Annotated in this window: 14 protein-coding genes; 6 read left to right on the forward strand and 8 right to left on the reverse strand. The window is 60.5% G+C overall.

Features of this window, described 5'->3' with window-relative positions:
* Positions 1 to 80 precede the first annotated feature (80 nt).
* Entirely contained in the window at positions 81 to 1,187 is a 1,107-nt protein-coding gene (locus ACRZ9X_RS08620; RefSeq protein ID WP_480517789.1) for a pyridoxal phosphate-dependent aminotransferase, read from the reverse strand.
* A gap of 90 nt (positions 1,188 to 1,277) precedes the next feature.
* Between ACRZ9X_RS08620 and ACRZ9X_RS08625 the strand changes: the two genes are divergently transcribed.
* Entirely contained in the window at positions 1,278 to 2,348 is a 1,071-nt protein-coding gene (locus ACRZ9X_RS08625; RefSeq protein WP_480517791.1) for an SMP-30/gluconolactonase/LRE family protein, read from the forward strand.
* A gap of 66 nt (positions 2,349 to 2,414) precedes the next feature.
* Positions 2,415 to 3,197 carry a crotonase/enoyl-CoA hydratase family protein gene (locus tag ACRZ9X_RS08630; RefSeq protein WP_480517793.1) on the forward strand — a complete coding sequence of 261 codons (783 nt, stop codon included), beginning with the start codon at positions 2,415 to 2,417 and terminating at the stop codon, positions 3,195 to 3,197.
* Here ACRZ9X_RS08630 and ACRZ9X_RS08635 read toward each other — a convergent pair whose 3' ends face one another.
* The 4 genes from ACRZ9X_RS08635 to ACRZ9X_RS08650 all read right to left on the reverse strand — a co-directional run bounded on the left by ACRZ9X_RS08635 (position 3,198) and on the right by ACRZ9X_RS08650 (position 9,043).
* Complete coding sequence (locus tag ACRZ9X_RS08635; protein WP_480517795.1) at positions 3,198 to 3,530, reverse strand: DnaJ family domain-containing protein; 333 nt, start codon at positions 3,528 to 3,530, stop codon at positions 3,198 to 3,200.
* A 39-nt stretch (positions 3,531 to 3,569) separates the two neighbouring features.
* Positions 3,570 to 4,733 carry a benzoate/H(+) symporter BenE family transporter gene (locus tag ACRZ9X_RS08640; protein WP_480517797.1) on the reverse strand — a complete coding sequence of 388 codons (1,164 nt, stop codon included), beginning with the start codon at positions 4,731 to 4,733 and terminating at the stop codon, positions 3,570 to 3,572.
* A 143-nt stretch (positions 4,734 to 4,876) separates the two neighbouring features.
* The gene (locus tag ACRZ9X_RS08645; RefSeq protein ID WP_480517799.1) at positions 4,877 to 8,041 is read right to left on the reverse strand and encodes a valine--tRNA ligase; all 3,165 of its coding nucleotides are present in this window, start codon (positions 8,039 to 8,041) and stop codon (positions 4,877 to 4,879) included.
* Between the two features lie 105 nt (positions 8,042 to 8,146).
* Positions 8,147 to 9,043 (reverse strand): phytanoyl-CoA dioxygenase family protein, encoded by an 897-nt coding sequence (locus tag ACRZ9X_RS08650; RefSeq protein ID WP_480517801.1) that lies wholly within the window; start codon positions 9,041 to 9,043, stop codon positions 8,147 to 8,149.
* Positions 9,044 to 9,205: 162 nt separating this feature from the next.
* Here ACRZ9X_RS08650 and ACRZ9X_RS08655 point away from each other — a divergent pair, with 162 nt between their 5' ends.
* Together ACRZ9X_RS08655 and ACRZ9X_RS08660 are read left to right on the forward strand one after the other, a co-directional pair.
* Complete coding sequence (locus ACRZ9X_RS08655) at positions 9,206 to 11,497, forward strand: xanthine dehydrogenase family protein molybdopterin-binding subunit (protein ID WP_480517803.1); 2,292 nt, start codon at positions 9,206 to 9,208, stop codon at positions 11,495 to 11,497.
* Positions 11,475 to 12,551, forward strand: a complete 1,077-nt coding sequence (locus ACRZ9X_RS08660; protein ID WP_480517805.1) for a DUF2235 domain-containing protein — start codon at positions 11,475 to 11,477, stop codon at positions 12,549 to 12,551. The genes ACRZ9X_RS08655 and ACRZ9X_RS08660 overlap by 23 nt, the downstream gene beginning before the upstream one ends.
* 3 nt (positions 12,552 to 12,554) lie before the next feature.
* Here ACRZ9X_RS08660 and ACRZ9X_RS08665 read toward each other — a convergent pair whose 3' ends face one another.
* The gene (locus tag ACRZ9X_RS08665) at positions 12,555 to 13,265 is read right to left on the reverse strand and encodes a hypothetical protein (protein WP_480517807.1); all 711 of its coding nucleotides are present in this window, start codon (positions 13,263 to 13,265) and stop codon (positions 12,555 to 12,557) included.
* A 152-nt stretch (positions 13,266 to 13,417) separates the two neighbouring features.
* Entirely contained in the window at positions 13,418 to 13,990 is a 573-nt protein-coding gene (locus ACRZ9X_RS08670) for a GcrA family cell cycle regulator (RefSeq protein WP_480517809.1), read from the reverse strand.
* Positions 13,991 to 14,116: 126 nt separating this feature from the next.
* On the opposite strand from ACRZ9X_RS08670, the gene ACRZ9X_RS08675 reads away from it, so the two are divergent.
* Entirely contained in the window at positions 14,117 to 14,920 is an 804-nt protein-coding gene (locus ACRZ9X_RS08675; RefSeq protein ID WP_480517811.1) for an ABC transporter permease, read from the forward strand.
* Here ACRZ9X_RS08675 and ACRZ9X_RS08680 read toward each other — a convergent pair.
* On the reverse strand, positions 14,902 to 15,792 hold the full coding sequence (locus tag ACRZ9X_RS08680) for a DMT family transporter (RefSeq protein ID WP_480517813.1): 891 nt from the start codon (positions 15,790 to 15,792) through the stop codon (positions 14,902 to 14,904). The genes ACRZ9X_RS08675 and ACRZ9X_RS08680 overlap by 19 nt on opposite strands.
* A 293-nt stretch (positions 15,793 to 16,085) precedes the next feature.
* Between ACRZ9X_RS08680 and ACRZ9X_RS08685 the strand changes: the two genes are divergently transcribed.
* Positions 16,086 to 17,273: an acetylornithine transaminase gene (locus tag ACRZ9X_RS08685; RefSeq protein WP_480517815.1), complete on the forward strand. Its 1,188-nt coding sequence runs from the start codon at positions 16,086 to 16,088 to the stop codon at positions 17,271 to 17,273.
* Positions 17,274 to 17,323 lie beyond the last annotated feature (50 nt).

The following is a 17,323-nucleotide window of genomic DNA, read 5'->3' on the forward strand; positions in this document are numbered from 1 at the left end:
TGGCCAAAAATATCCTCGGGGGGAATCGCGCCAAATGGCGCGATGGGGGGCAGACAGCCCCCCTGCACCGATCAGCCACACTACTCCGCGGCGATGGTCAGCGCCCCGGGCAAGGCTGACGCAAAAGCCTCCAAATCCGCAGATTCGCCGCAGCTTATCCGAATACACCGGTTCTGAGGCGCCGCAAAGGGCATCCGCACGAACACCCCTTGTGCCACCAGCGCATCCAATACCGCTTTGGCGAACGCCCCATCCCGCCCGCAATCAATGGCGACGAAATTGGTTGCCGAAGGCAGCGGAGTCAGGCCGTTCTCACGCGCGACTTGGGCAATCCTGTCGCGCGCATCGGATATCTTGTTCTGGACCTCCTGTAGCCACGGCTCATCCTGCAACGCCGCCAAGGCCCCGGCCTGTGCCGCGCGGTTCATACCAAAATGATTGCGCACCTTGTTGAACGCCGCGATCAGCTCTGGCGCACCGATGGCATAGCCCACCCGCGCTCCGGCCATGCCGTAAACCTTGGAAAACGTCCGCATCCGGATCACGCGCGGATCATCCGCCGCAACCGGCGCGGCGGTTCCTTCAGGCGCACATTCCACATAAGCCTCGTCCAGCACCAGCAAGCACCCGTCCGGTAATGCCTCCATCGCCGCAACAATGTCCGCACCCGAATGCCAACTGCCCATCGGGTTGTCGGGATTGGCCAGATAGACCAGCTTTGCATCCACTTGGGCGGCCTTGGCAAACAAGGCTGTCGGGTCCTCGTGATCATCGCGATAGGGAACCTTGTGCACATCGCCGCCAAACCCGGCCACATGATAGTTGAACGTCGGATACGCCCCGTCCGACGTCACGACCGCATCACCGGGGCCAACAAGCAATCGCACCAGATAGCCCAGCAACCCGTCAATGCCCTCACCCACCATGATGTTTTCGGGCGCAACCCCATGATGCGCGGCCAGTGCATGGCACAGATCGTGGTTCTCGGGGTCGCCATACATCCAGATATCTTCTGTCGCCCGCTGCATCGCTTCAATGGCGCGGGGCGAGGGGCCAAAGACGCTTTCATTCGCACCAAGCCGTGCAACAAAGGGCGCGCCGCGCTGGCGTTCCTGCGTTTCGGGGCCGACAAAGGGCACGGTTGCGGGCAGAGATTGCGCAAGCGGGGTATAGCGAGGACCAGTCATAGCCGCAGATAAGCGCAACCGCCCAATCGGGGCAAGCCTTGCAACGCCAAGCATTCGCCGTCAGGTTACGCAGAAAATGAGGGAGGCGACATGCGGTATCTGCTTGGATTAATTCTTATTGGCCTTGCCTATCTGCTGTTCTGGCCCGTCCCGGTTGATCCCGTCGCCCACCAAATGCCCGAACCGCCCGGTTTCACCGGCGATTTTGCCGAGAACACGTATCTGGACAAAGCGCAACTGATCTCGCTACCGGACGGCGAGAGCGGACCCGAGGACATTGCGGTGCTGCCGGACGGCACGATCTATACGACCAGCCTGACGGGCGCGCTCTATCGTATCGATGGGGATCAGCCGGCATTGGTTGATCAACTGGGCGGTCGCCCCCTTGGCTTGCGTGCGGGTCCGGACGGCGCGCTCTACATAGCTGACAGCTTTCGCGGGTTGATGCGCTGGACCGGGCCGGGGACGCTGGAAACGCTGGTGTCCGAGATTGATGGCGCTCCGGTGGTCTATGCCAACAATCTTGATGTGGCGCAGGACGGCACAGTCTATTTCTCGAACTCCTCGGATCGGTTTGATCCCGAAACGATGGGTGGCACCAAACCCACCTCGGTAATGACCATCTGGGAGCAATCGCCCACCGGATATGTCGCCCGCTATTCTCCCGATGGCACCGCCGAGAAAATCGCCGACGGGTTTGTTTATACCAACGGCATCGCCCTGTCTCCGGATGAAGACTTTCTGCTGATCGCAGAGACAGGCCGGGCGCGGGTGCACAAACTCTGGCTCACCGGACCCAAGGCGGGCACGCAAGAGGTTCTGCTCGACAACCTGCCGGGCTATCCCGACAACATAAAGGCGCAGGGTGACGGGACCTATTGGATGGCCTTCGCCAGCCCGCGCGTACCCGCCGAGGCTCTGATGCCTTACCCCTTCCTGCGGAAGGTGATCTGGCGATTGGGCCCGATGGTCCGTCCCGCGCCGATCCATCGGGGAATGCTGGTGCAATTCGATGGCGATGGGACTATTCTGCGCACCCTTCAAGACCCGGATGGGCGTCTGGGGATCACCACGGCGGGTCAGATCGTCGGGGATCAGTTCTACGTCATGACGCTGGACTCGCCATGGTTCGGGCGCATCCCTGTCGCCGATCTGCCCTGACGTCGCGGTAGCGCTTGGGCCCGCGGTCTGGCAGGGTTGGCGCAAGATTGCTGTCCGGAGGTCCTGATGTCTCGCGTTTCCATCGAATACAAAGACCACATCGCCCATGTCACGCTGACACGCGGCGACAAGATGAACGCGCTGGATGATGCGATGATCAAGGCGATCCTGTCGGCGGGGCAAGAGGTCGCCGCCGCAGATATCCGCGCCGTGGTGCTTTCAGGCGAGGGCAAGAGCTTTTGCGCCGGGCTGGACATGGCCAGTTTTGCCAGCATGGCTCACACCGACCCGACCGAATGGCTGATGACCCGCAGCCACGAGGACGCCAACGAGATGCAGGAGCTTGCCCTGATCTGGCGGCGCGTGCCGGTTCCGGTGATCTGCGCCATTCAGGGCGTGGCCTATGGTGGAGGTTTGCAGATCGCGCTGGGCGCTGATATCCGCATCGCCCACCCCGAGGCCAAGCTGGCGGTGATGGAGATGAAATGGGGTATCATCCCCGACATGGGTGGCATGGTGCTGCTGCCCGAGCTGGTGCGCTCGGACGTGCTGCGGCTGCTCACCTACACGGCCCGTCCCATCGGCGCGCAGCAGGCCGCCGATTGGGGGCTGGTGACGAAGCTGTCCGATGACCCGCTGACCGAAGCGCTGGCGTTGGCCGAAGATATTGCAGGCAAAAGCCCTTCGGCCATCCGGGCTGCCAAACGCCTGATCGACGTGGCCGAAACCCGGGATCGCGCCGATGTTCTGATGGCTGAGTCCTCGGAACAGGTGGACCTGATCGGCAAGCCGGACCAGATGGAGGTCGTGATGGCGCAGATGCAGGGCCGCAAGCCCGAGTTCAAATGATCACCGCATGAATGCCCGTCGCGCATCGCGGGCCATATTATAGCGCATCTCAAGATCAGCGTTTTTTGCCATCGCGGCCTTGCGGTCCTCTGCCTTGGTCAGCGTGGCATAGTCCTTGCGCGCCGCGTCCAGTTGTTTCTTGATGTCGAACTCTTGCGGCAGCACGCCGGCCTGCGCCATGATCCGGTGACCCGCGGCAATGACCGGATCGCTTTGCGCCTCGGAGGAACGATCAGGCAGGCGCGCGCCTTCGCCCTCCAGACCCTTCAGTTGCCCTTCGGCCTGCGCCTTCTTGATCTGGCGTTCCACCAGTTTTCCAAGTGATCCGAACATGCCGCGATTATACCGTCTGTGATGATTGGGCGAAAGCGGTTAACGCATTCTGTTTGTGACCAGATACGCGACGCCGCCCGCCAAAAGTCCCCAAACCGCTGCGCCCAAACCAAAGACGGTGATGCCGGATGCGGTGATGGCGAGCGTTAGAATGGCCGCCTCACGCTCGGCGGGTACGTCCAGCGCTGCGTGGATGGCGTTTGCCATCACTCCGATCAGGGCGACCCCGGCCAAGGTTCCCATCAGCAACGGATCGGCATGGGCGGCAAAGCTGGTAATCGCCACCGCAAAGATGCCGAACAGGCAATAAAATACACCGCCCATGATCGCCGACCAATACCGCTGCGCCTTGTCGGGATGGCTGTCCTCGTTCGAACACATTGCGGCGGTGATGGCGGCAAGGCAGGTCGCTGGCGCTCCGAACGGGGCCGAGAGCAGGCTTGCACCGCCGACGGCTGAGAACAGACGTCCGGGGACGGGTGCAAAGCCAAAGCTGCGCATCACCGCGACGCCGGGGATGTTCTGCGTCGCCATGGTGACGATGAACAATGGCACACCGATGCCGATGACCGAGGCGAAGGTGAACGTGGGCATGGTCCAGACCGGCGCCGCCACCAGCCGGTCAGGCATCACCTGCGCTTCTCCGGCATTCAGGGTCACAACGATGGCGGCGGCGACCACAGCTGCCGGAACGGCGAACAATCGGTTGAACCGCCCCGCGATGAACCATGTCACGATCACCGGCAACGCCTGCCACGGGATTTCGACCGCCGCCTTGAACGGTACAAGGCACAGCGGCAACAGCACCCCCGCCAGCATCGCCTGCGCCAGCGACGTCGGGATTGCCGCCGCCAACCGCCCGAGCGGTTTCCACGAGCCCGCCAGAACGGTCAGCGCCCCGGCGCACAGGAACGCTCCGATAGCGGCGGAATAGCCCTCGACCGGGGCGGCGGACACGGCCAGTAGCGCGGCCCCCGGTGTGGACCATGCAACGCTGATCGGCAGCTTGTACCGCAGGCTGAGGATGATCGCCGCCAGCCCCATGGCAATCGCCGCGCTCATTAGGCCTGAGGCTGCCTGCGCGGGTGATGCGCCCATTGCGCCCAGCCCTTGCAGGACGATGGGGAAGGAACTGAAGAACCCGACAATGGCCACAACCAACCCGGTTGAGACGGTTTGCATCGGAGGGAGAGGTCGCGCCATCAGAGCCTCAGAGGATTGCTGTGCCGAAGTGCTAACAAGCAGCGGGTGGCGCGAACAAGGGGAAAGCTTTGAGGGCAAAGAAAAACCTCACCGCAGGCAAGGGCGGTGAGGCTGGGATTTCCGTATTTGGAACGAGAAGAAGATCAGGCGATTTCAGCCAGACGAGCGAGGGCTTCGTTCAGTTTGGCCTCTTCCTCTTCGCGGGCGGCGAGGTTTGCTTTGGCTTCTTCAACCACCTCTTCCGGGGCCGAGGCCACGAATTTGGGGTTGTTCAGACGTCCGCGCAGGCCGCCCAATTCCTTGGCCAGTTTGCCTTTGGCTTTCTCCAACCGTTCTTTTTCCGCGCCGATGTCGATGATATCCGCGAGCGGCAGGCCGAAAGAAGCACCGGGGGCAGCGATTGAGATGGTGCCTTTGGGCAATTCATCAGCCTTGGTCAGGCTGTCGATGCGGGCGAGGCGTTTGATCAGCGCCTCGTTGCGGTCCCAGGCGGCCTGGCCGTGGGCGTCGATTTCGGTCACCAGCATTGGTACATAGAGGCCCGCCGGAACCCGCATCTGCGCGCGAGCCGAGCGGGTGTTTTCGATCACCGAGATCACCCAGTTCATCTCGCGATCCGCCTCGGCATCGACCAGTTCGGTGCCGTAGGTGGGCCAGTCGGCATGGACAACCATCTTGGCGCGGTTGCCGGTCAGGCCCCAGAGTTCTTCGGTGATGAACGGCATGATCGGGTGCAGCAGCACCATGCATTGATCCAGAACCCAGCGCATGGTGGCGCGGGTCTCGGCCTGAGCCTCGACGTCGTCACCCTGCAGCAGGGGTTTGGACAGTTCGACGTACCAGTCGCAGACCTTGCCCCAAACAAAGGCATAAAGCCCATTGGCGGCATCGTTGAAGCGATAGCTTTCCAGCGCCGCGTCAACCTCGGCCCGCACTCGGGCGGTTTCGCCGATAATCCAGCGGTTTACGGCGGCTTTGGGTTTTAGGTCGGCCACATCCAGTTGCGGGATGGCGTCGGTGAAGACCTCGTTCATCTCGGCAAATCGAACAGCATTCCAGAGCTTGGTGCCGAAGTTGCGATAGCCAGTGATGCGGTCGCGCGACAGTTTCAGCACGCCGCCAATCGCCGCCATCGAGGCATTGGTGAAGCGCAAGGCGTCAGCGCCGAATTCGTCCACGATCTCCAGCGGGTCGATGACGTTGCCGGTGGTCTTGGACATCTTCTTGCCCTTCTCGTCGCGGACAAGCTGGTGCAGGTAGACGGTGTGGAACGGGATCTGATCAACGACGGCCAGTTGCATCATCATCATCCGGGCGACCCAGAAGAAGAGGATATCCGCGCCGGTGATCAGAACGTCGGTGGGGAAGTAGCGTTGCAGTTCCTCGGTCTGTTCGGGCCAGCCCAGCGTGCCGATGGGCCAGAGGCCGGAGGAGAACCATGTGTCGAGGACGTCGGGGTCGCGCCACATTGGACAAGCACCACTTGGGGCTTCTGGGAAGTTCATTTCCCAAGAACCCGGATCTCCTTCGGTGTCGAAGAAACTTGCAGGAGTGTAACCCGCGCGATCCATCCAAACTTTTGAAATCTGTGCCTGAGCTTCCTCAATGGATGCAGCACAAAAGTCTTTTACCAATAGGCCGCCTCGGCTTCGATAGCCAGCTTCCGGGTAATCTTTAGGAGCGTTCTCGCGTAGAAAATCTACAGCTCTTGAAAGTTCAATCCCGGAGCCAATACCGACGCTATGTGTACCCACAGTGCCGTCCAAATCTGGCACTTGGGCAGTCCAAACCGGAATTTGATGCCCCCACCACAGCTGGCGCGAGATGCACCAGGGCTCGATGTTTTCCAGCCAGTGGTAATAGGTCTTCTCGCCCGACTCGGGGATGATCTTGACCGTGCCATCCTTGACCGCGTCCAGCGCGGGGCCAACGACCTTTTCGGCATCGACGAACCACTGGTCGGTGAACATCGGCTCGATTACCACTTTTGAGCGGTCACCGAAGGGCTGCATGATCGGTTTGCTCTCGACCAGTGGGACCAGAGCCGCCGGGTCGTCATCCTCAGCCAGTTTGGTGCCCAGACGCGGATCATCCGCGCGGGTCATCACGGCGAGACCGTCGGCGGTGATTTCCTCGACGACCTTCGTGCGCGCCTCGAACCGGTCGAGCCCGCGCAGGTGATCGGGGATCAGGTTGATCGCGTCGATCTCGTTCTCGGTGAACTCGCGCCCACGCGCGTATTCCTGCGCCTTGCCCGCTTCTTCGGCATAAGGTGCGCCATCTGCCCGCATTGCGCCTTTGGTGTCCATCAGCCGGTACATCGGAATACCGCCGCGCTTGGCGACCATGTTGTCGTTGAAGTCATGCGCGCCGGTGATCTTCACCGCGCCCGAGCCAAAATCGGGATCGGGGTACTCATCCACAATGATCGGAATCTGACGGCGATGCTCTTTCGGGCCAACCGGAATTTCGCAGAGTTTCCCTACGATTGGCGCATAACGCTCATCCGATGGATGAACCGCCACCGCACCGTCACCCAGCATGGTTTCCGGGCGCGTCGTGGCGATGGAAATGTAGTCGCGCTCCTCGCGGAAGATCACATTCCCTTCTTCATCTTTTTCCAAATACTCATATGTCTCGCCGCCTGCCAAGGGGTACTTGAAATGCCACATATGACCGGCGACCTCAATATTCTCGACCTCAAGATCGGAAATAGCAGTCTCAAAATGCGGGTCCCAGTTGACCAGACGCTTGCCGCGATAGATCAGACCTTTCTCGTACATATCGACGAAAACCTTGATCACCGCGTCGTGAAAATTCGCAGAATTTTCGTGGCCCGTGCGCGGATCACCCGCGGCACCCGCCATCGTGAAGGCATTACGCGACCAGTCGCAGGATGAACCCAGACGCTTCAACTGCTCGATGATCGTGCCGCCGTATTCGCCCTTCCATTCCCAGACTTTCTCAAGGAACTTCTCGCGGCCCAACTCACGCCGACCGGGTTGTTGGGTCAGCATCAGCATCTTTTCGACCTGCATCTGCGTGGCGATACCCGCGTGGTCCTGCCCGGGCTGCCATAGCGTGTCGAACCCACGCATCCGGTGCCAGCGGATCAGAATATCCTGCAGCGTGTTGTTGAACGCGTGACCCACGTGCAAAGCGCCCGTCACGTTGGGCGGCGGGATCATGATGGTAAAGCTTTCGTCGCGCGAGCGGTTCGCGCCTGCCTTGAAGGCTCCGGCCTGTTCCCAGGCCTCGTAGATACGGGCCTCGGCCTCGGCCGCGTTGAATGTCTTTTCCATCGCCATGGGGTGCGTCCTGCGTCATCAATCCTTGGTCAGCGCCTGCAATAGCGAATGGAGGCGGGAAGGGAAAGGCCCTGCACCACCGCATCGGGTTACATTCCGACAGTCTTAACGCGCAGTGGTTGCTGCAGAGTACAGATGCAGTTTCTCGGCCGCACCCTGGGCCAGCGCTTTGGCCTGATCGGCGCGAATGCGGGCATAAAGGTCCAGCGCCGCGGGCGAAAACAACTCGGCCGGGGCTGGTATGTGGATGAAATTCCCGACCTTGTCTTCGCCACGCGCAAGAATGGCATAGTCACGGTCAGCCACGTGTTGCTGCACATTCGGGTTCAAATAGCGAATGGCCAGACCGACCCGACGATCGCCTGACGTGTTGGGGCCCGAGCCATGAATTGTCAGGCCATGATGCAGGGACATCTGACCCGGCTGTAGTTCTATATGTGTTTTGTCTGCCTCCGCCACATCCACCGCGATCTCCTGACCCCGCGAAAGCAAGTTGTTTTCGGAAAACGTATCGTTATGCGGCAGGATCGGATTCCTGTGACTGCCTTTTACAAAATCCATGCATCCGCTTTCGACCGTGGCCGGCGACAGCGCGATCCAGGCTGTCAGTTGATCCGGCGTCTCTCCCATTCCCCAATAAGTCAGGTCCTGATGCATTCCGACGATCTGGGTTGTATGCGGCTCTTTGATGAAAAACTCGGCGGACCAGATCAGAAGGTCGGGTCCCAGTACACCCTCAACGACGTCCAACACACGGGGGTCCATTGCGATGCGCGCAGCCAGTGGTATCACGACATGTGCATTGACCCGCTTGTAGGTATTGATTGGCAAAGGAAGCTCTGCTTCACGCCAGTTTTGTTCGATGTCTTCCAGCTCTTGCCGGAACAGCTTTGTTTCTTCGGGGGTGAATACGGGTATCGGAAAAACGTATCCGTCATTCCAATACGCAGTCACAGAATTTCTGTCCAAACGACCATCCGTCAGGGTGAGTGAAACGGTCATGATACCTCCCATGAACTGAGTGTTATCCCAATCTTGAAATCGGCACATACGTTCTGCTTTGCCAATTGCGACATTCGGATTGTCTCACGCAGATGTGCGGGCCTCTGGACATCACTTCGCATGGGGCTAGTGTCGCGCCGGTAGGCAATTAGAGGGTCCCCCATGGAAAAGTTCGGTAAAAGCCAGTCCGTCACGCGCACCGAAGACCTGCGATTTCTGACCGGGCAGGGACAGTACATGGACGACGCGGTGCCTGACGGAGCTCTGCATGCGGTGTTTGTCCGCAGTCAGGTGGCGCATGGCAAGATCACCGCGCTGGATCTGAACGAGGCGCGGGCGGCTGACGGGGTACATCTGGTGATGGTGTTGGATGACCTGAAGGCCGCCGGGATCGACACTGTGATGAACGCGGCTACGGTGCCGAACCGCGATGGCTCGGATGTCATCCAAACCGAAAGGCATGTGCTGGCTGCGGAGCGCGTCCGCTTTGTCGGAGAACCGATTGCCGTTGTCATCGCCGACACCCTCAATCAGGCCCGTGACGCAGCCGAGCTGATCTGGGCCGAGATCGACGAATTGCCCGCAAAGCTGGATATTCAGGCGGGCGGTCCGCAGCTTCATCCAGAAGCCCCGGACAACCGCGCCTTTGACTGGGGCTTGGGCGATGAAGCCGCGACCGAGGCTGCGTTCCGCGCGGCGGCCCGCACGGTGTCGCTGAATGTTGTAGACAACCGCGTGATCATCACCTCGATTGAACCGCGCGGCTGTCAGGCCAGCTGGGTCGATGGACGGTTGCACTTTGCCTATGGCGGGCAGGGTGTCTGGGCCATGCGCGCGCAGTTGGCGCAGAAGCTGAAGCTTGAGGCCGAGGCTATCCGTGTTACGACCCCAGATGTTGGGGGCGGCTTTGGCATGAAGGTCATGCCTTACCCCGAATATTTCTGTGTCTCGGTTGCCGCCATGAAACTTGGCCGGACCGTACACTGGATGTCCGACCGGTCCGAGGCGATGCTGTCCGATCACCATGGCCGCGATCTGACCTCGCTGGCGGAACTGGCCTTTGACGAAACCAACAGGATCACCGCCTACCGGGTGCACAGCAAGGTAAACCTCGGGGCCTATAGCAGTCATTTCGGGCAGGCGATCCAGACCAGCCTGTTCAGCAAGGTGCTGATGGGCGTTTATGACGTCCAAACCACCTATCTGCGGGTTGAGGGGTTTTTTACCAACACCACACAGCTCGACGCTTATCGTGGCGCGGGCCGCCCCGAGGCGATCTATGTCCTTGAACGTGTCATGGATCGGGCGGCGCGCGAGCTGGGCGTCGATCCGTGGGAGCTGCGCCGCCGGAACTTCATCAAACCCGAGGCGTTCCCCTACAAAACCGCCACAGGTGAAACATATGATGTGGGCGAGTTCGACATGGTGCTGAGCCGTGCGGCTGAACAGACCAGCGGGTTTGCCGCGCGCAAAGCAGCTGATGCCGAACGCGGTCTGATCCGGGGGCAGGGCCTGTGTTATTATGTGGAAAGCATTCTGGGCGACCCGTCTGAGAACGCCAAGATCGAGTTTTGCGACGATGGCACCGTCAACCTCTATGTCGGCACGCAATCGAACGGGCAGGGGCATGAGACGGTCTATGCCCAGTTCCTGTCGGATCAGACCGGGGTTCCGGTGGATCGGATCGCCGTAGTGCAGGGCGATACCGACCGTCTGTCCCACGGCGGCGGCACCGGCGGGTCCCGGTCCGTTACGGTGCAAAGCACGGCCACTCTGGCCACAATCGACGTGATGATTGCCGCATTCACGCCCTATCTGGCCGATAAGATGGGCGTCGAGGAGGAGGACGTGCGTTTTGATCATGAGACCTTCCGTGCGCCGGGATCGAACCTGACACCCACGCTGACCGAGGCCGCAGACATGGCCCGCGCCGATGGCCGCACCGACCTGCTGCGCCATGAGGCGCGCGCCAACCTTGATGCGCGCAGTTATCCCAATGGCGCGCATGTTGCCGAAATCGTTATAGATTCTTACACCGGTGAAACTTGGGTGGAGCGCTATACAGTGGTCGATGATTTTGGTAACCTTATCAACCCGATGCTGGCCGAAGGGCAGGTGCATGGCGGAGTTGTGCAAGGGATCGGACAGGCCTTGTCCGAGCATGTGGTGCATGATTCCAGCGGGCAACTGCTCACGGCTTCGTTGATGGACTACGCCTTGCCCCGTGCCGCCGGGATACCCATGATTAAGTTTACCTCGGCGCCGGTTCCGTCAACGTCCAACCTGATGGGGATGAAAGGATGTGGCGAGGCAGGCACCGTGGGCGCGCTGGCCGCTGTGGCAAATGCGGTTCAGGATGCGCTCTGGGATCACGGGGTGCGGCAGGCGGATATGCCGTTCACACCCCTTAAAGTATGGGAATTGCTGACACATGGTTCTGTCGCGGCTGAGTAGAAAGGTACTGGGATGGCTCGGGCGGCCTTTACGGTCCGAGCACTCGGCCGAGTCGCGCCATCGCGAACCGATCAGCCATGTGATTATCCTCGACGGCACTATGTCGACGCTTGAGCAGGGGTTCGAGACCCATGCGGGTCAGACTTTTCGCCTATGCTGCGAGATGGGCAGCAAGGTCTCGGTCTTCTACGAGGCCGGGGTGCAGTGGGAGAGCTGGAAGTCCTCTCTGGACGTGATGATGGGGCGGGGGATCAACCGGCAGATCCGCCGTGCCTATGGCTATCTCGCTTCGCGCTACAAACCCGGTGATCGCATCTTTTTCATAGGATATTCGCGCGGGGCTTACGGTGTGCGCAGCCTGGCCGGTGTGATCGACGCCATTGGCCTGCTCAAGGCCGAACATGCGACGGAACGCAATATTCAGCAGGCCTATCGCCATTACGAATGCAACGCCAGCGGCTCTGCAGCCGCCGCGTTTCGCAGGCAGTTCTGCCACGAAGATGTTGCCATCGAGATGGTCGGCGTTTGGGATACGGTCAAAGCGCTGGGCCTGCGCCTGCCGCTGCTGTGGCGCTGGGCCGAGGAACGCCACGCCTTCCACAACCACCAGCTTGGCCCCGCCACCCGCCATGGCTATCACGCCATGGCACTGGACGAGACCCGCGAGGTGTTCGAGCCGGTGCTGTGGAAATGTACCCCCGGCTTTAACGGCCATGTGGAACAGGTCTGGTTCCGGGGCACTCACGGCGATGTCGGGGGCCAATTGAACGGGTTCGAAGAGGCCCGCCCTCTCAGCAACATCTCCCTGATCTGGATGCTGGACAAGGCCGAGATGCACGGTTTGCCCCTGCCCGAAGGCTGGCGCGACCGTTTCCCGACCGCGACCACTGGCCCCTCGGTCGGCACCTGGCGCGGTTGGGGCAAGATTTTCCTGCTGCGCAAGCACCGGAAGGTCGGGCGGGACAGGTCCGAGCGTCTGCATGTCTCGGTTTCGCCGGATGAACTGCCGGGGTGGGTGCTGATGCCGGATTTGCCGTCGCATCCGGCGCAGTAGGGGTCAGTTTGGAACGCAGACCTCGCGGACAGGTATGATCAATGCATCTGGGCGTTCAACCAGATCGAACCTCCATCTTCTTGGAGACCAGTTATAGATGCGCTGCTCATCAGGGTGATCGACGATCATCAGACCGTGAAAGTACCATTCCGACGTGGATTTATAGCCTGTTGCCGTGGTGTAGAAAGAGAATCCACGTAGTTCGTGCAGGGTTTCTATCGGAGTATTTTCTACATGTTTGGCGATGCAATATGGATTGCCATCCGCGGTCAAGCGGGCCTGAAAAAGAACCACCGGAATTGTCAGCAGCGACCAAAACGCGGTCAGCGTTGCGATCGAAATCCCAGATTTTGCTATCCATGAGGGCTGTGGCTTGCCATCACGGCCTGACCAAATGAGAAAGCTGGATGCAACCGCAATTGTAAGGGTCACCCCATGCACCTGCTCAGTTTTTGAAAACAGTGAAAGTGAACCATGGAGCAACGTTAGAAGTAGACCAACCACGACCGACAGAAATCCCAAGAAACCTGCTAGAAGTCGCGGGATCGGCCATATTCCCAGAAAGGCGAGGCCGCCAATGAATGCGGGTATTGCGGGAACGAGCCACAAGGATAAAAGTAGGCCTTGAAAGAATAATAACAGGGTTTTCTTGTCCGTGTCGGCTTCAAAAAGATACGGATCTATGGGCTGTACGTAGGCAGCAAAGATCAACACACCATAGGCACAGAACAGGACCTTGTATTTCAGGTTGGGCTGAATGAAAGAATCTCTCGGGTCAAAAATTTCCGCCCACCTGTCTTGCGACGGGTAAGCGGTTAAGACAAGAAAAATGTCATGCCGTAAATAACGGCGTGCGTAGCTAACTTTTACCGCCGACGATCCCTGCGCGAGCTCATCGGCTGGAACGCCACGCCCACATGCGCTTCGCAGTACGGTTTGCCCGCTTCAACCGGCAGGCCGCAGAACCAGAAATCCTCGGTCGCGGGGTCGCCGACGGGCCATTTGCAGGTCTTCTCGGTCAGTTCCATCAGCGTCAGCTTTTTGGCCTTCTTCTCAACCTCGTTGACCTTGGCCAGCGCCTCGGGGCTGATCTCGTTGGCCGAGGGCTGCGGTGGCAGTGGCTGACCGGCGGGGATGATCTGACGGCGGGCGGGAACAGACGGTTTCGCCTCGGGCGCAGGGGCCGGGCGCGCCGGTTCGGTCTTGGGCGTGGGTTTTGGCTTGGCCTCGGCCTTGGGGGCAGCGGGGGCCGGTTTTTCCTTGGGCTCGGCCTTGGCCGGTGCGGCACCGGTGGCGCGGTTCGACAGGCCCAGACGGTGGACCTTACCGATCACCGCGTTGCGGGTCACGCCGCCCAGTTCCTTGGCGATCTGGCTGGCCGACTGGCCCTCGCCCCACATCTTTTTCAGCAGCTCTACACGCTCGTCAGTCCAGGACATCATTTGCCTTTCAAAAGCGGAAAGCGGCCCCGGATTCGGGCCGCCTTGGGAATTCGTCTCAGCGTCCTATTCTAATCACTGCGGGCCGAGTTACAAGCGGTCATCGAATCAGTTATAGGGCAGATCATGCAGAATCTTATGGATGAGAACGCGCGCCGGTTCGGCGCGGTCAACTGGATGGGCCTTTACACGCTGGCGCAGCGCGAGACGCAGCGCTTCATGGCGGTCTGGACGCAAACTTTGCTGGCCCCTCTGGTCACTGCGGGCCTGTTCCTTTTGATCTTCAACATCGCCATAGGCCCCAGTCGGGCAGATGTGATGGGCGTGCCATTCCTGACATTTCTGGCCCCAGGGATCATGATGATGACCGTGATCCAGAACGCCTTTGCCAATACGTCGTCGTCGATGGTGGTGGCCAAGGTGCAGGGCAATATTGTTGATACACTGATGCCGCCCTTGTCGCCGCTGGAAATTCTTCTGGGCTATCTGGCCGGAGGCGTAATCCGCGGCGTCTTCATCGCGCTGGCCGTGATGATCGCACTTGCACTGGTTCTGGGCATCGTCCCACAGCACCCGTTTGTTGCGTTGATCTTCGTGACCCTCGGCGGAGCCTTCATGGGCGCATTGGGGTTGCTGGCCGGGATTTACGCCAACAAATTCGACCAAATGGCAGCGATCACCAATTTTATCGTCATCCCGTTGTCGTTCCTGTCGGGCACATTTTACTCGGTCGAGGCCCTGCCACCATTGCTGAACCGTCTTAGCCACCTGAACCCTGTGTTCTATCTGATCGATGGGCTGCGCTATGGCATGATCGGTGTCTCGGACAGCTCTCCCTGGCTGGGCATGTTGGTATGCGCGGGGGGAACATTTCTATTGGGCGCATTGACCTGGCAGATGTTGCGAACAGGCTATCGCCTCAAGGCCTGACGTTGCCGCGCCTCGCGCCAGACAAGAATCAATCCTCCGGTCAGGATGATGGCAGAGCCAATCATGCTGACGCCATCGGGGATGACATGGAAAACCGCGAAGTCGTAGAAAGCTGCGAAGACCAGTGTGGCATAACTGATCGGTGCCACGAATGATGCATCTGCCCGGGCCATACCGTTGACGAAACACGCCTGCGCGCATGCCATCAAAACGCCGATCCCCGCCAAAGCCGCCCATTGTTGGGGTGTCGGAACCTGGAACACGAAGCTGACCGCGACCGAGGCAATGGTCAGGCCCATAGCATTGTTAATAAGTAATATCTGGATTGGAATTTCCCGACCCGCGAGTTTCTTAATGAAGATCAACTCCATCCCGATCACGGCCGCCGCTGTCAACGCCAACAGCGCTGCAGGCTGAAAGCTGGCAGGCGTTGGACGCAACAGAACCAGCGCGCCGATCAGCGCCACGATGGCGGCCAGCCAGCGCCACGGGCCGACGCCTTCTTTAAGCAGTGGGATCGCCAGCACCATTGCAAAAACGGGGTTCAGGAACGAGATCGCCGTTGCATCTGCTATGGGGATGAACGCGACCGAGGCAAACATCAGTGTAATTCCCAGCCAGCCAAAGCTCGTCCGCCCGATGTGAAGTCCCCAATGCGGGCGGCTGAGGCGTGGGCGAAGGATGCCCACCGCCGTCACGATCACCACAAAGGCAAACAGAAACCGCCCGTGGCTGATCTGCATCGGATGCAGGGCGGGGCCCAGTATATCCGTCCCCAGCGCCTTGGCCAGCAGGGTCGTCCCGGCCAGCAACGCGCTGGCAGCAAGGATCAAAAGGGCTGCAAGGGCAGGGTTCTGGCGGATCGGGGTCATGGCTCACCCGTGCGTCAGCGCGGTCCAAATGGCAAGCGGCAAATCCCGGTCTCAGAATGATTTTTTATCCGCCTTTGAAAAACAGGGTTCCCAGAACGTCCACACCCGGCTATACGGCCCGCATGATCAAACATGCACATATCCTGCGCCTCCGACGCCGACGCCTGACCGCGTAACCGGCCCGTTTGATCTATTGCGCTGATGAAATCCGCGCATTCTCCACCAAATCAGTTGACGAACCCGGCACCGGTGTTTCACTCACTTGGGCTCAAGCTACGAAAAAGGATGATCCGATGATCCCGTCCGTTCTGCCGACTTATAACCGCGCGCCCCTGACTTTCGTGAAGGGCGAAGGCGCCTGGCTGACCGAGGCGGATGGCCGACGTTTTCTGGACCTCGGCGCAGGGATCGCGGTGAACGCGCTTGGCCACGCGCACCCGGCACTGGTCGCGGCGCTGACCGAACAGGCGCATGCGTTGTGGCATGTCTCGAACCTCTACCACATCCCGCAGCAACAGGCGCTGGCCGACAAGCTGGTGGAACACACTTTCGCCGACACGGTGTTCTTCACCAATTCAGGCACCGAGTCCTGCGAACTGGCTGTGAAAATGGCCCGTAAATATTTCTATGACAAAGGCCAGCCCGAACGGGTCGAAATCATCACCTTCGACGGCTCCTTCCATGGCCGCTCGTCCGCAGGCATCGCCGCCGCCGGGTCCGAGAAAATGACCAAAGGTTTCGGCCCGCTGCTACCGGGCTTCGTGCACCTGACATTCGGAGACCTCGACGGCGTCACCAACGCCATCACCGACCAAACGGCGGCCATCCTGATAGAGCCGGTGCAGGGCGAAGGCGGCATCCGCCCCGTCCCTGACGCTGAACTCAAAGCCCTGCGCCAGATCTGCGATGAACACGGCCTGCTTCTGATCCTTGATGAGGTGCAATGCGGCGTCGGCCGCACCGGCAAGCTGTTTGCCCATGAATGGGCAGGCATCACACCCGACATCATGATGGTCGCCAAGGGCATCGGCGGCGGCTTCCCGCTGGGCGCGGTGCTGGCCACCGAAGAGGCCGCCTCGGGCATGACCGCGGGCACCCACGGCTCGACCTATGGCGGCAACCCGCTGGGTTGCGCGGTAGGCTGCGCGGTGCTTGATCAGGTCGCCACACCTGCCTTCCTCGAAGGGGTCAACCGCAAGGCGGGCTTGCTGCGCCAGAAACTCGAAGGCCTGATCGCCGACCACCCCGATGTGTTCGAAGAGGTGCGTGGCGCGGGCCTGATGCTCGGCCTGAAATGCAAGCCCGTCAATATCGACGTGGTCAACGCGGGCTACGATAACGAGGTCATCACCGTCCCCGCCGCCGACAACGTGATCCGCCTGCTGCCACCCCTGACGCTGACCGAGGACGACATCGTTCAAGCCCTGATCCGCCTCGACAAAGCCGCAACCCAGGTCGAAGGGCAACTCGCCACCGCCTAACCCTTCTTCTGTTCAAAAATACCTCGGGGGTCCGGGGGCAGAGCCCCCGG

Source organism: Ruegeria sp. AL1 (genome assembly GCF_056540905.1).